Origin of the sequence: Saccharospirillum mangrovi (assembly GCF_003367315.1) — a bacterium.
GTDB lineage: Bacteria > Pseudomonadota > Gammaproteobacteria > Pseudomonadales > Natronospirillaceae > Saccharospirillum > Saccharospirillum mangrovi.
In genome coordinates, this window is sequence record NZ_CP031415.1 from 1,300,028 (window position 1) to 1,316,170 (window position 16,143).

The window sequence follows — 16,143 nt, forward strand, 5'->3', positions numbered from 1 at the left end:
GTCAGTGCGATGGGGCGAAAGCCAGGGCCGATTCGCTTTGGCAACTGCAAATGGCCGGCGCTTGTTGAATCAGTTCGTCGTCGCTGACGGCGTGAACCATAAAGAGCGCAAAGTCGGTGCGTCGGGTGCGATTGCTGGACAGGGCGGCGTCACCAACGTGTTGCGACCAGATCGGCAAACCTTCGCTGGGGCCTTCATCCAGATCGCTGCCACGGACAACAGTCCAGCGGCGGTCGCTGTTGAAAATCAAATTGGTGGCGCGAACCTGATCGTCCAGCTCGGCTACCCGCAACCAGCGCGCTACCCTACCGAACACCGCAACGATGGCTTTCAGTTTCCAGCTGTAGCGATCTTGCCCATCCCGGCTGATGTGCCAGCCGCACGAAAAAATCAGTCGCGCGTCGCGGGGTGCCTGTTCCAAAACCGCTGTTGCGGTTCCTGAGGCGTAACGTTCCATGCCCCAGGGCACCAGAACGGTTAATACGGCATCGCAGCCAGCGCTGGCGCGGCGAATGGTGTCGGCGTCGTCGGTCGGTGCGCCATGCAATTGAATGCGACCAACAAAGCGCGCCAGCTTGGGCAGGCTTTGTTCGCGGCAAACGGCGGAGACGTCGTAGCCGGCTGCCAGGGCGTGTTCGATCATGTATTGGCCGAGCTTTCCTGAAGCGCCAACAATGCAGATTTTTTTAGGTTTCATGGGTCAATAGCTCCGATAAGTAAGGTTGAAATCAGTGTACGGGGCATTGGTGAGGCGTTACATTGCCCAAATCGGCCTGGCATCTATGCAAATATGCATACCTTAAGGAGTCTGTTTTGGATTGGACCGCCATCAATTTCGATTGGAATCGGGCGCGCGCTTTTCTGGTGACCGCAGAAGAAGGTTCGTTTTCCGCCGGCGCCCGTGCCTTGGGGCTGGCGCAGCCAACGTTGGGGCGTCAGGTGTCGGCATTGGAGATGGAGTTGGGCGTTACGTTGTTTGAGCGTGTCGGGCAGGGGTTGGTGCTGACCGCCGCCGGCCGCCAATTGAAACAACACGTGCAGATGATGGCCGAAGCGGCCGGCCGTTTTTCGTTGTCGGCGACCGGGCAGGCCACTCAGTTGGATGGCACCGTGACCATCGCCGCCAGTGAACTGGAAGCGGTGTTTTTGTTGCCCTCGGTGATCAGCCGCATTCGCCAGCGTTGGCCGGGTATCCATCTGGATGTGCAGGTATCGCATTCGGTGGCCGATCTGAAACGCCGCGAAGCCGACATTGCGCTGCGTTCGTTTCGTCCCACCGAGCCCGATCTCATTGCCCGAAAGCTCTACGAAGAGCCCATCTGGCTATACGGAACGCCGCAATATTTATCGACGTTCGGTCAGTTGGAACGGCTGGAGGATTTGCGCGATGTCCAGGTGATTGGGTTTGAACAAAGCAACCAATTGGAAGAATTTCTCAAGCCCCGAGGCTGGCCCATCGGTCAGGACAACGTTCGCATTACATCGCTATCGCAAATGCTGCATTGGCAACTGGTGCGACTGCACCAGGGACTTGGTTTTTTTCCGCAGCGCATTGGCGATACTGAGCCGGCGTTTCAACGCGCCTTTGAGCATCTGGGGCCACCATTACAGTTGCCATTGTGGTTGGTGAGCCATCGTGAATTGCGCACCAGCCAACGGGTAAGGGTGGTGTATGATGCCCTGGCAGAAGCCCTCGCCGACACCGGTGAAGTGTCATCGGCGCATTGGTAAGCTGAGCTGGAATAGGCGCCTGGGCAAGTCTATCCACACAGGGAGATAAGTATGAATGTTGTCGCGTTAAGCAAAGACGATCAGCATCGTTTTTCCAAAGTGCCAGCCGAGCAACTGACGTTTCGGGCCGGCTATGGCATTGAAGGCGATACGCACGCTGGTACCACTGTGCAGCACCGCTCTCGGGTCAAGGTCGATCCGACTCAACCTAACTTGCGGCAAGTGCATTTGATCGCCGCAGAAACGCTGGAAGAACTGCGTGCCGACGGTTTCGATGTTCAGGCCGCCACGCTGGGTGAAAACGTGCTTACGCTGGGCGTTGATTTATTGTCGTTACCAACCGACACGGTGTTGCAATTGGGCGACAGCGTTCAACTGCGCATCACCGGTTTGCGTAACCCTTGTGCGCAACTGGATCACTATCAAAAAGGTCTCACCGCCGCGTTATTGGACCGCGATGCCGATGGAAAACTGATTCGCAAAGCCGGTGTGATGGCTGTGGTGGAAGCCGGCGGTACGGTGCAGACCGGCGACGTTATTGCGGTGCAATTGCCGACGCAACCGCATCGTTCTCTGGAGCCGGTCTGAACATGGAAGCCTCGTTCTGGCACGACCGCTGGCAAAGCAATCGCATCGCCTTTCATCTGGACGAAGCCAACCCGCTGCTGGTGCATTATTTCAGCCATTTGCAACAACCGCTTGGGTGTCGCGTCTTTGTGCCCTTGTGTGGCAAAACGCGCGACATCGGCTGGTTGCTGACACAAGGATATCGCGTCGTCGGTGCTGAATTGGTGGAATCGGCCATCGTGCAATTATTTGCCGATTTGGGCGTTGAACCCGAGGTGGTTGAGCACGGACCACTGAAGCATTTTCACGCCCGGGATGTGGATATTTGGGTGGGCGACGTTCTGGAATTAACGCCGGCGCTGCTGGGTGAAGTCGATGCCGTTTACGACCGGGCGGCCCTGGTGGCGCTGCCCGAACACATGCGCGCCGGCTACGCACACCAACTGATGACATTGGCGCCTGCCGTGCCGCAATTATTGATCAGCTACGTTTACGATCAGGACCAAGTGCCGGGACCGCCGTTCTCGGTCAGCGACAGCGAAGTCCTGCGCCATTATGACGCCGCCTATCAATGCCTCGCGTTAGCCCGGCACGACGTGAACGGCGGTTTAAGAGGCCAGGTGCCAGCGGAAGAAGTGCTTTGGTTGCTGCGACCCGAAGCCAATATCTAACTGCGGGAATTAACCTTTCATTGGAGCTGAAACCATGATCAAAGGCAGTTGTCATTGCGGCGCCGTCAGCTGGACATTCGACAAACGACCGGAAACCGTCACGGCTTGCAATTGCACCTTGTGTCGCCGTTACGGTGGGCTTTGGGCCTACGACTATGAAAACGAAGCCATTACTCTCAGCGGACCGACATCCGTCTACGTTCGAGGTGATCGGGAAATCGGTTTTCATTTTTGCAAAGAATGCGGTTGCGTTTGTTATTGGCGCGGCATAGAAGCTCCGGCTGACGGCCGCCGCCGTGTTGCCGTAAATATGAGGTTAACTGAACCAGAAGCCATTGCAGATATTCCGGTCAAACATTTTGATGGCCTGGATAAATTTGAACCCATGCCTTTCGATGGCCGGTGTGTGCGGGACCATTGGTTTTAAACCTGTTTTAAAAGGACAGTATCCATGCCTTACGTCAATATCAAAATTACGCGCGAAGGCGCAACCGCCGAACAAAAACGTGAGTTGATTTCTGGCGTCACCGATTTGTTGCAGCGGGTCTTGAATAAGAACCCACAAACCACAGTAGTAACCATAGACGAAGTGGATACCGACAATTGGGGTATCGGCGGTGAGTCGGTCACCGAACGACGTAAAAACGGTTTGTAATTCGTGCCCGAATTAAAGGCGGTATTTCAGCACTATTTGCAACAATTGAACGGGTTGCTGCAACGCATTCCAGACGATTGTTTTGGGGCATCTTTGGCGCCCGATATGCTCAATCTGGCTGAACAGGTTCGTACTGCCATTCAGTTCAGTCTGCGGGTCTATTGTCCGTTGGTGCGGCAGACGTTGCCCGACTTCGAAGCGGCCGCTCTTTCCCGAGCCGAGTTGCAGCATCAACTGGATAAAACCCAGGCTTTTCTGGCGCAGTTGCCGGATTGGCAAATTGCCGATGAGTCGCATCGCATTCGAGAACGTGCCGGGTTTGCGGATCTGGAATTGTCCGAAACAGAATTTGTCCACCTTTATGGGCTGCCCAATTTTTATTTTCATCTGAGCATGGTCTACGCCATTGCCAGGTCGCAGGGTGTGCCGTTAAGCAAAGGCGATTTTGATGGCTGGCACCGTTATCCCGATGGGTTCAGTTTCGTCGGGTCGGAACGGTAAATGTTGTTATAAATGATCAATAAAAACTGCGTTAATTAGGAGAAAAACGATGTTGTTAGTAGCCAATATTCTGGTGGCTTTGGTTGCCCTGTTGCATGCCTATTTTCTGCTCCTGGAAATGTTTCTCTGGGATAAACCAGCGGGTATGAAAGCGTTTAATTTAACCGCTGAACAGGCGGCAACCACTAAGGTGATGGCGGCGAACCAGGGTTTGTACAACGGCTTTTTGGTGGCGGGCCTGGTCTGGGGTTTGTTGTTAGGCGATGCCGGCTTTGCCGTCAAAGTATTCTTTTTGGCGTGCGTCGTTGTTGCCGGTGTGTTTGGCGCAGCAACTGTCAGTCGGAAGGTTCTTTGGGTACAGGCCGCGCCGGCAGCTTTGGCGTTATTGGCGCTGGTCTTTGCCTGATAAGGAAGCCTACGATGGGACGGATGCGTCAACTCGGCTTGAGTCTTTGTCTTTTGGGACTGGCCGTTATGGCCCGTGCCGATACCACAGATGCGACACACTTGAACGCGGCATTGGATCATTTCGGTTTTTCAGAAGTGACGATTGATGTGGCAGGGGACGATGTCACCTACTACATCAACCGAAACTCCGGGAAAGCCAAACACCTGGTGCTGTTTATTCAAGGGACGGATCCGTTCCCGATCTTCTTTTATCAATCCACAGCAAACGGGCTGCGGTTTATTAAATCGTTTCCCGACGACGACCAGCGGTTAAACGATGACTACCGCTATGCCGTGGTGGCAAAACCCGGCTTGAGTGGCATTCGGGAGTGGGGACATTTTGAAGTGCCGGACGAATACCAGCGGGCTAATTACCGGCAACGGCGCATTCGGGACATCGTTCAGGTGATCGCTCACATTCAGCAACATGAGTTGGAGCCGGGTGGTCAGATCATTGTTTACGGCCATTCGGAAGGTGCACAAATTGCGGCCAGTCTGGCGCGCAATAACGATCAGATTACTCACTTGGGATTCTGGTCCGGTAATGTGCTGAACAATTTCTATGAGTTTGCGCTGTTTGAACGCCTGGCGGCGTTGCAAGGCCAGCAAAGCGACGCTGACGCGCATCAACACATTATGGAATTGCTGGACTGGTATCGGTCCATCCTGGCGGACCCGGAGTCTACAGAGCTTGACGACTGGGGTTACACCAATCGCCGCTGGTCGTCTTACCGTCATGCTCCCAGTGAAGATTTATTGGCGTTGGACATTCCCATTTACGCACAGTTTGCTACCGAAGATGAAAGCACGCCGATTGAGACGGCGTACTTATTGCCGGTGCAGTTTTTATCGGCAGGTAAAACCAATCTGGATTTTCACGTCTGTCTGGGCTGCGATCACAGTTACGTCGAACCCTTAGCCGAAGGTTCCATTGATCATTGGCCGGCGGTGTTCGACGATTTCATGCACTGGACACAAAGCCAACCTCAGTGATGTAGAGCAAAATCGGATGATTTCACGGTTACCGCCTTGGGTTGAATACGGAGCCTTTGCGTTGGCGCTGGTGGCTGGCTGCGTCAATGCCATTGCGGTCTTGGGTCTGGATCATCAGGCGTTGTCGCACCTCTCCGGCACGGCGACGTCTTTGGGTGCAGGTTTGGGTCGACTGCCGTGGAATCAAAGCCTGCATTTATTGCTGATACTGGTCAGTTTCTTTTTCGGTGCGCTGGTGTCTGGCCTGTTGGCGGGTGGCGGCGCGCTGAAGCTCGGTCGCCAATACGAAACCTTGCTGGTGCTCGAAGCGTTGCTGTTGTTCGGCGCCATGGGTTTGTTCGACCACGGCTCGCACTCCGGGCAGTATTTGGCGTCCGCCGCCTGCGGCATGCAGAACGCCCTGGCGACCACTTACAGCGGTGCCGTGGTGCGCACCACACACGTCACCGGTCTGTTTACTGACTTGGGTATCCTGCTCGGTTCCTGGTGGCGCGGTGAGCCATTTGATCGTCGTAAATGTGTGTTGTTTATCCTGATCATCGTCGGTTTTATCAGTGGTGGCGTCGTCGGCGCCTGGTTATTTCCACGCTTCAGTTTTAACGCTCTCGCTGCGCCGGCCAGTGCCTGTTTGTTGCTGGCTGTTGTCTATCATCGTTATCGGGTTCGGCAGTGAAAGTAGCAGCGGACTGGGGCCAGTTTTGCAGTACTGAACTATTGTTTCAGTCGCTGTCGAAATCACACAAACTGGTTCGACTAAGCCAAAACAAACGCCATTAAAATTCGAGGAGGCGCCATGAAAATTGAAGTCAGTACGCAAGTTAACGCCACGTTGGACGCTGTTTGGCAGGCCTGGACAACGCCGGATGATATCAATCAGTGGAATGCCGCCTCGGACGATTGGTGCAACCCGCGCAGCCAGCTCGATTTACGGGTAGGTGGCCGTTTTAACTATCGCATGGAAGCGCGCGATGGCAGTGCGGGTTTTGATTTCGGAGGCACCTTTACTCAGGTCCAGGCGCCGAGATTATTGGCGTATCGCATGGGCGATGATCGGGAAGTGGAAGTGCGCTTTGTGGCCGATGCCCAAGGTGTGACCGTGACGGAAATCTTTGATGCCGAAAGCATGAATCCGCCAGAAATGCAGCGCGCAGGATGGCAGGCCATTTTGGATCGGTTTGCCCGGCACGTCGAAAATAAATAAGCCGGATTAAAACGGCGAGTGGTATTTTGCCACTCGCCGTTTTGCATTATTTGATGGCTTGATCCTGGGTTGATGACGTGGATTCGTCTTCCAATTCGCTTGGATGCAGCCGGCCTTTTAACATCTCTTCCCAGTCGCGCGTCATTTCCCGAACCTTGTCGATGTAGGGTTGGTTTTCCATCGTCGGAATGTTCGGATCCCACAGTTCGGATACTTCCACCATGGATCGGCGATCCACTTTCTCAAATTCATCGGCAATGAATTGTGCCCGCTCGCGGCTGATGCCCATGGCTTCGATGGCCGACCGACCGATGCGAACCGAGCTGTCGTAGGTTTCACGAATAACGTCGCGGCAACCGGCGTACCAGAGGTCGTAAACGTGGAAGCGATCGAAGGCACGTGCGGTGATGTGCACCTTGGGATAGGTCTTGTGAATGTAGCTGACCAGTTTGGTGATTTCGTCTTTGTTGTCGATGGCGACCACCACCACTTTGGCGTTTTCGATGCCGGCGGCTTTGAGCAAGTCGGGCCGCGTTGCATCGCCAAAAAAGACGCGCAAGCCAAAGGTGCGTAGCATTTCCAATTGAGTTGAACTGTAGTCGATCACGGTGGTGGAAAAACCGACCGCGCGCATCATGCGGTTGACGATACCGCCGACGCGGCCGTGACCAAGAATTAACACATCGCCCTGTTCGGTGATTTCATCCATGGCGCCTTCCACTTTGCTGTAGCGCGGCAACACCAGATACTCGAAGGCCAGAAACAGCAGCGGTGTCAGGATCATCGACAGACCAACAACCAGCATCAGGCGGTCGGCGATTTCGGTCGGCAACACGGCGTTGGCGACACTGAACGACAGCAATACAAAACCAAATTCACCTGCCTGAGCCAAAGCAATGGCGGTCAGGGATTTATCCGAGCCGCGAACGCGGAAAATATAAGCCAGCACGCCAAGTACGACAGCTTTGACGACGATCAGCGCCAGGGTTAAGCCAAGCAAAACGGCGAATTCATCGAACAGTAATTCGAAGTTAATGCTGGCGCCGATGGTCATAAAAAACAGGCCGAGCAACAGTGCTTTGAACGGTTGAATATCGGCTTCCAGTTCGTGGCGGTATTCGCTGTTGCCCAACACCAACCCAGCCAGGAAGGTGCCCAGCGCCGGTGACAAACCCACCAGCGACATCAACAGCGCGATGCCAATCACTAGCAACAAAGCGGCGCCGGTAAAGAGTTCGCGCAGCCGCGCGCTGGCGACAAAACGCATCAGCGGTCGTGCTAAATAGGTACCGATCACCAATACAAATACAACCGCCGCTATGGTCACCAAGGCTGTTTGCCAGCCGACTAAACCGTCCACCAAACTCAGACCTTGAGCGGCTTCACCATGCGCATCGATGGCGTTGTGCGGTTCGCTTAATGCCAGCAGTGGGATCAATGCCAGCATCGGAATGACGGCGATGTCCTGGAACAACAGCACGGCAAAACTGGCTTTGCCGCCGTCGCTATTGAGCAGCCCTTTTTCGCTGAGGGTTTGCAGCACAATGGCGGTGGACGACAGCGACAAAATTAAACCGATGGCGAGCGAGACTTGCCACGGCTGGCCTAGCGCCATGGCGATGCCCATCACCACCAAGGCGGTGACCACCACTTGCGAGCCACCCAGGCCGATCAGTTTGCGGCGCATGTCCCACAGTTGTTGCGGGTTGAGTTCCAGGCCGACCAGAAACAGCATCATCACAACGCCGAATTCGGCAACGTGCTGCACGGCCACCACATCAACACGCAGCAACACCAGCAAAGGGCTGATCAGCACACCGGCGAGCAAATAGCCAAGCACCGAGCCCAAGCCAAGGCGCGATGCAACGGGCACGGCGAACACGCCGGCGCAGAGGAATAAGAAGGCGATGAGCAGAACGTCGGTCACGGTGGGCCTCGTCAATAATAGGTAGGCAGCGAATACCATCGGCCAAGCATCAAGGCTTGTCCAGTATGGCGCTGAGCGGGCAAGTCGCTCATAGTGGGGCCGGATTTTTTTGAATCAAACCATCGACATGCTCAGCCCCAAAGCCCGCCACTATTCTCAACTTCTGCATCGCGAAATGGCGCGTCAGCGCAGCCGGACACAAACGCTCGAACAAGAACGTCAGGCACAGGAAGACGTCGCCCAACTGGCGCTGCGTTTGCCGGACGGTGTTCGGGTGGAAGATGACAGTCTGGCTGGCCGTCCGGGTAAATGGCTGTTACCGGCGCGGGTCAAATCGTTCGGCTGGGTGCTGTATTTTCACGGCGGTGCTTACCAGACCGGCTCGCCACGAACGCATCTGAATCTGGCGGCGCATCTGGCGTTGGCGGCGGGGCATCGCTTGTGGTTGCCGGATTATCGATTGGCGCCGGAGCACCCGTTCCCGGCGGCATTGGACGACGCCGTGGCGGCCTATCAGGCATTGGCCGATAAAGGCGAAGGTGCGATTGCATTGGCGGGCGATTCCGCCGGTGGCGGCCTGGCGTTGGCGACGGCGTTGCGCTTACGCGATGTGCAACTTCCGGTAGCCGGTTTGGCGTTGTTGTCGCCGTGGACGGACCTTACGCTCAGCGGTGCGAGCCATCAAAATCGTGCTCAACTGGATCCGTTTTTTCCAACGCCCGATGGCTTGGCGGAAGCTGCGCAACGTTATGCGAATTCGCAGCCGCTGGACCATCCGCATCTGTCGCCGTTGTTTGCTGATTTATCGGGCTTGCCGCCGCTGTGCGTACACGTTGGCGATCACGAAACCTTGCTCGACGATTCGGTGGCGTTGGTGGATCGCGCGCAAGCGGCGGGTGTTGAGGCACAACTAAAAATCTGGCCGGAGCTGTGGCATGTGTGGCAGAGCTACGCCGGCCGGCTGGAGGAGTCCGATCAATCGCTGGCGGAGTTGGGTGCTTTTCTGCGCCAGCGATTGCTCAGTGCCTGATGTCAGGCTTGCCGATACTGGCCGAAAAAGCGGTTCATGCGTTCCATGGCATCGAGCAGGGTTTCGCGCGGTGGCAGGAAAACGATGCGGAAATGATCGACGTCCGGCCAGTTAAATCCGCGACCGTGCACCAGCAGAATTTTTTCCTGTCGCAGTAAGTCGAGCACCAGCCGTTCGTCGTCAGTCAAATTGAATTTCTGTTTGTCGACTTTGACGAACATATACAGCGCGCCCTTGGGTTTAACGCACGATAAACCCGGGATCGCATCGATCATTTCCCAACACAGATCGCGCTGATCGCGCATCCGGCCGCCGGGTAAAATCAGATCGCCAATGCTTTGATAACCGCCGAGTGATGTCTGAATGGCGTGTTGCGCCGGCACGTTGGCGCACAGCCGCATATTGGCCAGCATGTTCAGACCTTCAATAAAGTCGGTGGCCTGATATTTCGGGCCGCTGACCACCATCCAGCCGGAGCGGAAACCGGCCAGACGGTAGGCTTTCGACAGGCCGTTAAAGGTGAGCGTTAACACATCGTCCGACAGCGCCGCCAGGCAATGATGTTCGGCGTCGTCGTACAAAATTTTGTCGTAAATTTCGTCGGCCAGAATGACCAGGCTGTGTTCGCGCGCGATCTCTACGATGTCGAGCAACAACTGTTTGGAATAGACCGCGCCGGTCGGGTTGTTCGGGTTGATCAGCACGATGGCTTTGGTGCGTTCGGTGATCTTGGCGCGGATGTCGTCGGTGTCGGGAAACCAGTCAGCGCCTTCGTCGCATAAATAGTGCACGGCGGTACCGCCGGACAGCGTGACGGCGCCAGTCCACAGCGGATAATCCGGTGCCGGCACCAGCACTTCGTCGCCGTTATTGACCAGGCCCATGCACGCCAGTTGAATCAATTCGCTGACGCCGTTACCGAGGTAAATGTCGTCGATCTCAACGCCTTTCACCTGACGCTGCTGGTAATATTGCATCACCGCTTTGCGCGCCGAATACAGACCTTTGGAATCGCTGTAGCCTTCGCCTTGCGGCAGGTTGCGAATGACGTCGGTGATGATTTCATCGGGTGCATCGAAGCCGAAAGGTTTGGGGTTGCCGATGTTCAGCTTGAGAATGCGATGGCCTTCGTCTTCGAGGCGACGCGCCTCGTCCAGCACCGGGCCACGAATGTCATAAAACACATTGGCGAGCTTGTGCGATTTGTGCAGCGTTTTCATGAAACTCCCGATGAACTTACCAAGGGTGCAAGGGTCTGAACCGTGGCGTAAATATTGGCGTTGAACAGGCGGCCGCTGATCGCGAAAGCCTTGAAGGGCGGGCAAAAGACGCCATTGTCGAAGGCGGCTGTGCGCGCCGAACGAGTATAAACCTGCGCATCTTCATTTCCTATGGGAGCCCCGTATGTCTGAGAAAATCGTGAAAACCGACGCCGAATGGCGCGCTCAACTGAGCGACGAACAGTTTCGTGTGGCGCGTCAGGCGGGTACCGAACGGCCGTTCACCGGCGCCTATTGGGACACCGACAAGCCAGGCATTTACCGCTGCATTTGTTGTGGCAGTGAGTTGTTCAATGCCAACACCAAATTCGACGCCGGTTGCGGTTGGCCGAGTTTTTACGAGTCACTCGATAAAAGCGCCATTGTCGAGCGCGAGGATTTTTCGCACGGCATGCACCGCATCGAAGTTTTGTGCGCTCAGTGCGATGCGCATCTGGGCCACGTATTTCCGGACGGACCAGAACCGACCGGTTTGCGTTACTGCATCAATTCGGCATCGTTGAATCTGGATGAGGCGGGCGAGTCGTGACGCTGAGTTTTGCCGAACTGCAACGTAACGCGTTGGCGCATCACGATCAGGTCGATATCGAAGACCGCATGCCGACCCTGGCAACTAACGAAGAACTGATAGCGCGTTCGGACGCCAACTGGCTCAGCCTGATCAGCCGTCGGGTATTTCGCGCCGGTATGAAGCATTCGGTGATCGATGCGCGTTGGCCGGCCTTCGAAGAAGCCTTCTGGCAGTTCGACCCCAAGGCGTGTCAGCTGATCGACGACGACCGCTTCGAGCAGTTGATGCAGGACGACCGACTGATTCGCCATTGGGGCAAGATGAAGACCATTCCGGTCAATGCCCTGATGGTGCAACAGCGCTCGAAACAGCACGGCGGATTCGGCCGGTTTATCGCCGAATGGCCGACGGACGACATTGTGGGTTTGTGGCAGGTCTTAGCCAAAGAAGGCGCGCATCTGGGCGGCGATGGCGCCGCCCGCCTGCTGCGCATGGCCGGCAAAGACACCTTTGTGCTCAGCCCCGATCCGCTGCGAGTGCTGGTTAACGCCGGCATCGTCACGCGCAAACCGACGGCCAAACGCGACCTGCAAGCGGTGCAAGATGTCTTCAACGACCTGGCGGCCGAGTCCGGTTGGCCGCTGTCTCACCTCAGTATGCTGATGGCCTTGTCGATCGGTCCGGATGATCGCTAAGCCGCGATCTGCCCCATCCACAACGCCGACCAGACGGTTGCCAGCAACGCCAGCGCCAGGCCGCGATTCATCCAGCGGTGTTGCTGCGGGCTGTGTAACAGACGGTTGGCGCTTTCGCCCAGCCAGGCCCAACTGAAAATCGCGGGTATTACCAAGACGAAAAAGGTGCCGGCCAGGTGCAATGCCTGCGGCCAGGCGGGTTGATCCGGGTCGGCAAATAAACTGCTGATCGTCACCGCCATCAGCCAGGTTTTGGTGTTCACCACTTGCAGTGCCAATCCCGTCGGCCAACTGATCAGCCGTTGGCTGGACTCAACGGTCAGGTTGTTTACTGGCGCGCGTGCCAGCGAAATGGCCAGCCAACTCAGCCAGAGCGTGCCGGCCCAGGCGAGGGTCGCGCGTATCCAATCTGTATCCAACAGCCAATTGGCTAATCCCAGTACCACCAGCAAAACGATGCTCGATGCCGCGCTGGCCGACGCCAGTGCGAACGGCCAGACGCTGCGCCAGCCCGAATGCTGGCCTTGAGTAAGCGCCAGCAAATTGGTCGGGCCGGGGGTGATGACGGCGAAGAAAGCGAACAGGGCGAAAGGCATGGCAACAACTCCGGTAGCAGGGAGTTGTCAGTCTGTGGCGTTGCGGCTGTTCAGTCTGGAAGGCCTGTGCAACGGCGGCGGTAATCGGCGGGCGTTAATTGATAGGCGCGTCGGAACCAGCGCCCCAGATGGCTTTGATCGGCAAACCCCAGATCGGCCGCTACCTGCGCCGGTGTCTGGCCGAGTGCCAGCAGCCGGCGTGCCTGAGTTAAGCGCCATTGAATCAGATAGGCGTGCGGCGCTAAGCCGTAGGCGGCTTTGAAGGCGCGGCTCAGCCGGAAACGGTCGGTGCCCAGTGCCTGCGCCATCTCGCTCAAACCGATGTCCTCGTCAGCGTGGGCGTGCAAATAACTGCGGGCGCGTTCGGCCAGCAATGGTTGACGCGCTTCGCTGTCGCGGCGGCGCCAATGCAGGTGGCCGGTCGCCTGAATCAGCATCTGGTCGAGGCAGGCGTCGCGCACAATCCGGGCTTCATTCTGGTGCACAGCCAGAAAGCTGGCGGCGATGCTGCCAATCAGCCGGCGGTCGGTCGATAGCGTTGCATCGACGTGCCATTCAAATTGATCGGGCAGGGTATCGAACAGACCGGCGAGCTGACCGTGCACCCAGTCGCGCGGCAAATACAGGATGCGGTAGGTGAAGCCGTCCTGTTGCGGCGCTTCGCCGTCGTGCACTTCGCCGGGTTCCAGCAAGAAGGCATTGCCCGGTGTGGAGCGCTGCACCTGGCGGCGGCAACGAAATTGCTGCACGCCCTGTTCGGTGTAGCCGATGGAGTAGTCGTCGTGAAAATGCGGGTCGTAGGCGTGCCCGCGAAAGTGAGCGCGCAAGGATTCGATGCCGGTGTCGGCGTCGCGATTGAAGTCGATCCAATGGGTGTCGCTGGCAGTCATCGTAAGTGGGCCGCTGTGTCCGCAAGGCCAGTGTAACAGTGAACACCGATGCCAGTGGGCTGTCTGGAAGATTTGTGCAAACCGCCGGTTATAAAATCGCATCTGCTTAGTGCACTACAAATTATTTTGAGCCGTTTCAGCGCGCCTTTTGCCCCAAGATAGCGCCGTTGCGTCGCTTTTAGTGCCAGCGACGTGTCGCTTCTGGACGTTGAAGTTTAGGGTTCAATGTTTTAGGGTGATTTTTATTGAACGATCAATTAAAAACCGGGAGGCGCTGGACGGGAGACGGAAGACGCTGTTTAGGCACCGCTATCCAGCGTCTCCCGTCAGCGCAGCGTGCGTTCAGCGTCTCCCGTTTCCACAAGGAAACCCAATGCCCAAAGTCGGAATGGAACCCATCCGCCGCCAGCAGTTGATCGACGCGACCCGCGCCTGCATCGGCGAGGATGGTTTTGCGGCAACCACGGTGCAGAGCATTGCCAAACGGGCGGGGGTGTCGACCGGCATCATTGCGCATTATTTCGGCAGCAAGTTGGGATTGCTCGAAGCGACGATGCGCGAGCTGTTGCAACAACTGAAGTTGGACCTGATCGGTCGGCTGCCGGCGAATCCGACGCCGGAGCAACGCATCGACGCCATCATCGAGACCAACTTCTCGAAAACGCAGACCGACCCGTTGTCGGCCAAAACCTGGCTGGCGTTCTGGTCCAGCGCGATGCACGAACCGACCTTTGCGCGGTTGCAGCGCATCAACGAAAAGCGACTGCATTCGAACCTGCGTTACTGCTTCAAACAACTGAACCATCCGGCGCCGAACCAGGCGGCCGGAACGCTGGCGGCCTTGATCGATGGCCTCTGGTTGCGCGGCGCGCTGTCGCCGGACGGCATTCAGGCCGAGCGCTGTATCGCCCTGTGTCGACACCAGACGGAACTGTTGATCGCCGTCGCCAGAAACCACAACACCAAACCGGAGACTGCTTGATGAGCTTGCCGCGTCTGACTTCTTTTATTCACGGGCGTTACCTGCCTCCCGGCGATGGCGAAACCTTCGAAGTGCTGAACCCGGCCACCGGCGATGCCATTTACGAAGTGGAAATGGCCGACGCAGCCACCGTCGATGAGGCCGTGCGCAGTGCCCAGGAAGGCTTCCAGGTCTGGTCAGCGATGGGTGCTTTTGAGCGCGCGCGCATTCTGCATAAAGCGGTCGCCTTGCTGCGTGAGCGCAACGACGAACTGTCTGAAATCGAAGTGCTCGATACCGGCAAGCCGTGGCAGGAAGCCAGCGTCGTTGATGTCGTTACTGGCGCCGACAGCATCGAATATTACGCGGGCCTGGCGCCGGCCATTGAAGGCGTGCAGCAATCGCTCGGTCAGGATTTTTTCTACACCCGGCGTGAACCGCTGGGCGTGACCGCCGGCATCGGCGCCTGGAATTACCCGTTGCAAATCGCTTGCTGGAAAGCCGGGCCGGCGTTGGCGTGCGGCAATTCGCAAGTGTTTAAACCGTCCGAAGAAACGCCCAAAGGCGCGGCCAAACTGGCGGAGATTTTTATCGAAGCTGGCATGCCGCCGGGCGTGTTCAATGTGGTGCAGGGCGACCATCGCGTCGGCCAGGCGCTGACCGGCCATCCGGACATCGCCAAAGTTTCGTTCACCGGCGAAGTCGGCACCGGCAAAAAAGTCATGGCGGCGTCGGCCAGTTCATTGAAAGAAGTGACGATGGAATTGGGCGGTAAATCGCCGCTGATCGTCTTCGCCGATGCCGATTTGGATAACGCTGTCGGCGGTGCCTTGCTGGCGAATTTCTACACCCAGGGTGAAGTCTGCACCAACGGTACCCGCGTCTTTGTGCACGACAGCATTTATGACGCCTTTGTTGAGCAGGTGAAAACCCGCACCGAAAACAACGTTGTCATCGGCGATCCGATGCATCCGGACACCAACGTCGGTGCGCTGATTTCCCGCCAGCACCAACGCAAGGTGCTCGGTTTTATCGAAGCCGCCAAAGCCAGCGGCGCTCGCTTGGTCACCGGCGGTCAGCCGGTGCAACCGGACGGCTGTGAAGGCGGTTTCTTCGTGCAGCCAACGGTGTTCGCCGACTGCACTGACGAGATGCCGCAAGTGCGCGAGGAAATCTTCGGCCCGGTGATGTCGATCCTGCGTTTTAGTGACGAAGCCGACGTCATCGCCCGCGCCAACGACACCCACTACGGCCTGGCCGCCGGCGTGTTCACCCAAAACATTCAAACCGCGCATCGCGTTATCGCCCAATTACAGGCCGGCATTTGCTGGATCAATGCCTGGGGCAATTCGCCAGCGGAAATGCCGGTTGGTGGTTACAAGCAATCGGGCATCGGCCGGGAAAACGGCATCGAGACGTTGGCGCAATACACCCAGACCAAGGCGGTGTATGTCGGCATGGGCAAGATTGAGTCACCTTTTTAACCC

The 16,143-nt window shown here is 57.0% G+C and carries 20 protein-coding genes; 15 read left to right on the forward strand and 5 right to left on the reverse strand.

All coding sequences use genetic code 11. The features are described from left to right. Position 1 precedes the first annotated feature (1 nt). Complete coding sequence (locus DW349_RS06285; RefSeq protein WP_108124783.1) at positions 2-697, reverse strand: NAD(P)-dependent oxidoreductase; 696 nt, start codon at positions 695-697, stop codon at positions 2-4. Between the two features lie 116 nt (positions 698-813). On the opposite strand from DW349_RS06285, the gene DW349_RS06290 reads away from it, so the two are divergent. From DW349_RS06290 to DW349_RS06335, 10 genes are all read left to right on the forward strand, one after another. After that, positions 814-1,731, forward strand: coding sequence for a LysR family transcriptional regulator (locus DW349_RS06290; protein ID WP_108124782.1), 918 nt, complete (start codon positions 814-816; stop codon positions 1,729-1,731). Between the two features lie 51 nt (positions 1,732-1,782). Next, the gene (locus DW349_RS06295; protein WP_108124781.1) at positions 1,783-2,319 is read left to right on the forward strand and encodes an MOSC domain-containing protein; all 537 of its coding nucleotides are present in this window, start codon (positions 1,783-1,785) and stop codon (positions 2,317-2,319) included. Positions 2,320-2,321: 2 nt separating this feature from the next. Then, the gene (gene tmpT, locus DW349_RS06300; protein WP_108124780.1) at positions 2,322-2,969 is read left to right on the forward strand and encodes a thiopurine S-methyltransferase; all 648 of its coding nucleotides are present in this window, start codon (positions 2,322-2,324) and stop codon (positions 2,967-2,969) included. A 34-nt stretch (positions 2,970-3,003) separates the two neighbouring features. After that, complete coding sequence (locus DW349_RS06305) at positions 3,004-3,396, forward strand: GFA family protein (protein WP_108124779.1); 393 nt, start codon at positions 3,004-3,006, stop codon at positions 3,394-3,396. Positions 3,397-3,420: 24 nt separating this feature from the next. Then, positions 3,421-3,624, forward strand: a complete 204-nt coding sequence (locus tag DW349_RS06310) for a 2-hydroxymuconate tautomerase family protein (RefSeq protein WP_108124778.1) — start codon at positions 3,421-3,423, stop codon at positions 3,622-3,624. Positions 3,625-3,627: 3 nt separating this feature from the next. Next, positions 3,628-4,125 (forward strand): DUF1993 family protein, encoded by a 498-nt coding sequence (locus tag DW349_RS06315; protein WP_198650432.1) that lies wholly within the window; start codon positions 3,628-3,630, stop codon positions 4,123-4,125. Positions 4,126-4,174: 49 nt separating this feature from the next. Beyond that, complete coding sequence (locus tag DW349_RS06320; protein WP_108124777.1) at positions 4,175-4,531, forward strand: DUF1304 domain-containing protein; 357 nt, start codon at positions 4,175-4,177, stop codon at positions 4,529-4,531. 68 nt (positions 4,532-4,599) lie between these two features. Beyond that, a complete protein-coding gene (locus DW349_RS06325; RefSeq protein WP_108124776.1) occupies positions 4,600-5,565 on the forward strand; it encodes an alpha/beta fold hydrolase in 966 nt (321 codons plus the stop codon). A gap of 16 nt (positions 5,566-5,581) precedes the next feature. Further along, positions 5,582-6,238: a YoaK family protein gene (locus tag DW349_RS06330; protein ID WP_108124775.1), complete on the forward strand. Its 657-nt coding sequence runs from the start codon at positions 5,582-5,584 to the stop codon at positions 6,236-6,238. A gap of 120 nt (positions 6,239-6,358) precedes the next feature. Next, on the forward strand, positions 6,359-6,766 hold the full coding sequence (locus tag DW349_RS06335; protein WP_108124774.1) for an SRPBCC family protein: 408 nt from the start codon (positions 6,359-6,361) through the stop codon (positions 6,764-6,766). A gap of 46 nt (positions 6,767-6,812) precedes the next feature. On the opposite strand, the gene DW349_RS06340 is transcribed toward DW349_RS06335, so the two are convergent. Beyond that, the gene (locus tag DW349_RS06340) at positions 6,813-8,693 is read right to left on the reverse strand and encodes a monovalent cation:proton antiporter-2 (CPA2) family protein (RefSeq protein WP_198650431.1); all 1,881 of its coding nucleotides are present in this window, start codon (positions 8,691-8,693) and stop codon (positions 6,813-6,815) included. A gap of 109 nt (positions 8,694-8,802) precedes the next feature. On the opposite strand from DW349_RS06340, the gene DW349_RS06345 reads away from it, so the two are divergent. Further along, positions 8,803-9,723 carry an alpha/beta hydrolase gene (locus DW349_RS06345; protein ID WP_108124772.1) on the forward strand — a complete coding sequence of 307 codons (921 nt, stop codon included), beginning with the start codon at positions 8,803-8,805 and terminating at the stop codon, positions 9,721-9,723. A 2-nt stretch (positions 9,724-9,725) separates the two neighbouring features. Here the strand turns inward: DW349_RS06345 and DW349_RS06350 are convergent, their stop codons facing one another. Then, complete coding sequence (locus DW349_RS06350) at positions 9,726-10,943, reverse strand: pyridoxal phosphate-dependent aminotransferase (RefSeq protein WP_108124771.1); 1,218 nt, start codon at positions 10,941-10,943, stop codon at positions 9,726-9,728. 184 nt (positions 10,944-11,127) lie between these two features. On the opposite strand from DW349_RS06350, the gene msrB reads away from it, so the two are divergent. Together msrB and DW349_RS06360 are read left to right on the forward strand one after the other, a co-directional pair. Further along, the gene (msrB, locus tag DW349_RS06355) at positions 11,128-11,532 is read left to right on the forward strand and encodes a peptide-methionine (R)-S-oxide reductase MsrB (protein WP_108124770.1); all 405 of its coding nucleotides are present in this window, start codon (positions 11,128-11,130) and stop codon (positions 11,530-11,532) included. Further along, on the forward strand, positions 11,529-12,209 hold the full coding sequence (locus DW349_RS06360; RefSeq protein WP_232819280.1) for a DNA-3-methyladenine glycosylase I: 681 nt from the start codon (positions 11,529-11,531) through the stop codon (positions 12,207-12,209). The genes msrB and DW349_RS06360 overlap by 4 nt, the downstream gene beginning before the upstream one ends. Here DW349_RS06360 and DW349_RS06365 read toward each other — a convergent pair. Continuing rightward, on the reverse strand, positions 12,206-12,805 hold the full coding sequence (locus DW349_RS06365) for a LysE family translocator (protein WP_108124769.1): 600 nt from the start codon (positions 12,803-12,805) through the stop codon (positions 12,206-12,208). The genes DW349_RS06360 and DW349_RS06365 overlap by 4 nt on opposite strands. Before the next feature lie 50 nt (positions 12,806-12,855). Further along, positions 12,856-13,695 (reverse strand): AraC family transcriptional regulator, encoded by an 840-nt coding sequence (locus tag DW349_RS06370; RefSeq protein ID WP_108124768.1) that lies wholly within the window; start codon positions 13,693-13,695, stop codon positions 12,856-12,858. A gap of 373 nt (positions 13,696-14,068) precedes the next feature. Here DW349_RS06370 and betI point away from each other — a divergent pair, with 373 nt between their 5' ends. Next, entirely contained in the window at positions 14,069-14,677 is a 609-nt protein-coding gene (betI, locus tag DW349_RS06375; protein WP_108124767.1) for a transcriptional regulator BetI, read from the forward strand. Then, the gene (gene betB / locus DW349_RS06380) at positions 14,677-16,140 is read left to right on the forward strand and encodes a betaine-aldehyde dehydrogenase (RefSeq protein ID WP_108124766.1); all 1,464 of its coding nucleotides are present in this window, start codon (positions 14,677-14,679) and stop codon (positions 16,138-16,140) included. Before betI ends, betB begins: the two co-directional genes overlap by 1 nt. The last annotated feature ends 3 nt before the right edge of the window (positions 16,141-16,143 follow it).

Excerpts from the sequence above, each read along its gene's own strand:
- DW349_RS06310 (WP_108124778.1), top strand. The coding sequence starts at position 3,421 with ATGCCTTACGTCAATATCAAAATTACGCGCGAAGGCGCAACCGCCGAA.
- tmpT (WP_108124780.1), top strand. The coding sequence starts at position 2,322 with ATGGAAGCCTCGTTCTGGCACGACCGCTGGCAAAGCAATCGCATCGCC.
- DW349_RS06305 (WP_108124779.1), top strand. The coding sequence starts at position 3,004 with ATGATCAAAGGCAGTTGTCATTGCGGCGCCGTCAGCTGGACATTCGAC.
- DW349_RS06295 (WP_108124781.1), top strand. The coding sequence starts at position 1,783 with ATGAATGTTGTCGCGTTAAGCAAAGACGATCAGCATCGTTTTTCCAAA.
- DW349_RS06320 (WP_108124777.1), top strand. The coding sequence starts at position 4,175 with ATGTTGTTAGTAGCCAATATTCTGGTGGCTTTGGTTGCCCTGTTGCAT.
- msrB (WP_108124770.1), top strand. The coding sequence starts at position 11,128 with ATGTCTGAGAAAATCGTGAAAACCGACGCCGAATGGCGCGCTCAACTG.
- DW349_RS06350 (WP_108124771.1), bottom strand. The coding sequence starts at position 10,943 with ATGAAAACGCTGCACAAATCGCACAAGCTCGCCAATGTGTTTTATGAC.
- betI (WP_108124767.1), top strand. The coding sequence starts at position 14,069 with ATGCCCAAAGTCGGAATGGAACCCATCCGCCGCCAGCAGTTGATCGAC.
- betB (WP_108124766.1), top strand. The coding sequence starts at position 14,677 with ATGAGCTTGCCGCGTCTGACTTCTTTTATTCACGGGCGTTACCTGCCT.
- DW349_RS06370 (WP_108124768.1), bottom strand. The coding sequence starts at position 13,695 with ATGACTGCCAGCGACACCCATTGGATCGACTTCAATCGCGACGCCGAC.
- DW349_RS06365 (WP_108124769.1), bottom strand. The coding sequence starts at position 12,805 with ATGCCTTTCGCCCTGTTCGCTTTCTTCGCCGTCATCACCCCCGGCCCG.
- DW349_RS06335 (WP_108124774.1), top strand. The coding sequence starts at position 6,359 with ATGAAAATTGAAGTCAGTACGCAAGTTAACGCCACGTTGGACGCTGTT.
- DW349_RS06285 (WP_108124783.1), bottom strand. The coding sequence starts at position 697 with ATGAAACCTAAAAAAATCTGCATTGTTGGCGCTTCAGGAAAGCTCGGC.
- DW349_RS06330 (WP_108124775.1), top strand. The coding sequence starts at position 5,582 with ATGATTTCACGGTTACCGCCTTGGGTTGAATACGGAGCCTTTGCGTTG.
- DW349_RS06325 (WP_108124776.1), top strand. The coding sequence starts at position 4,600 with ATGGCCCGTGCCGATACCACAGATGCGACACACTTGAACGCGGCATTG.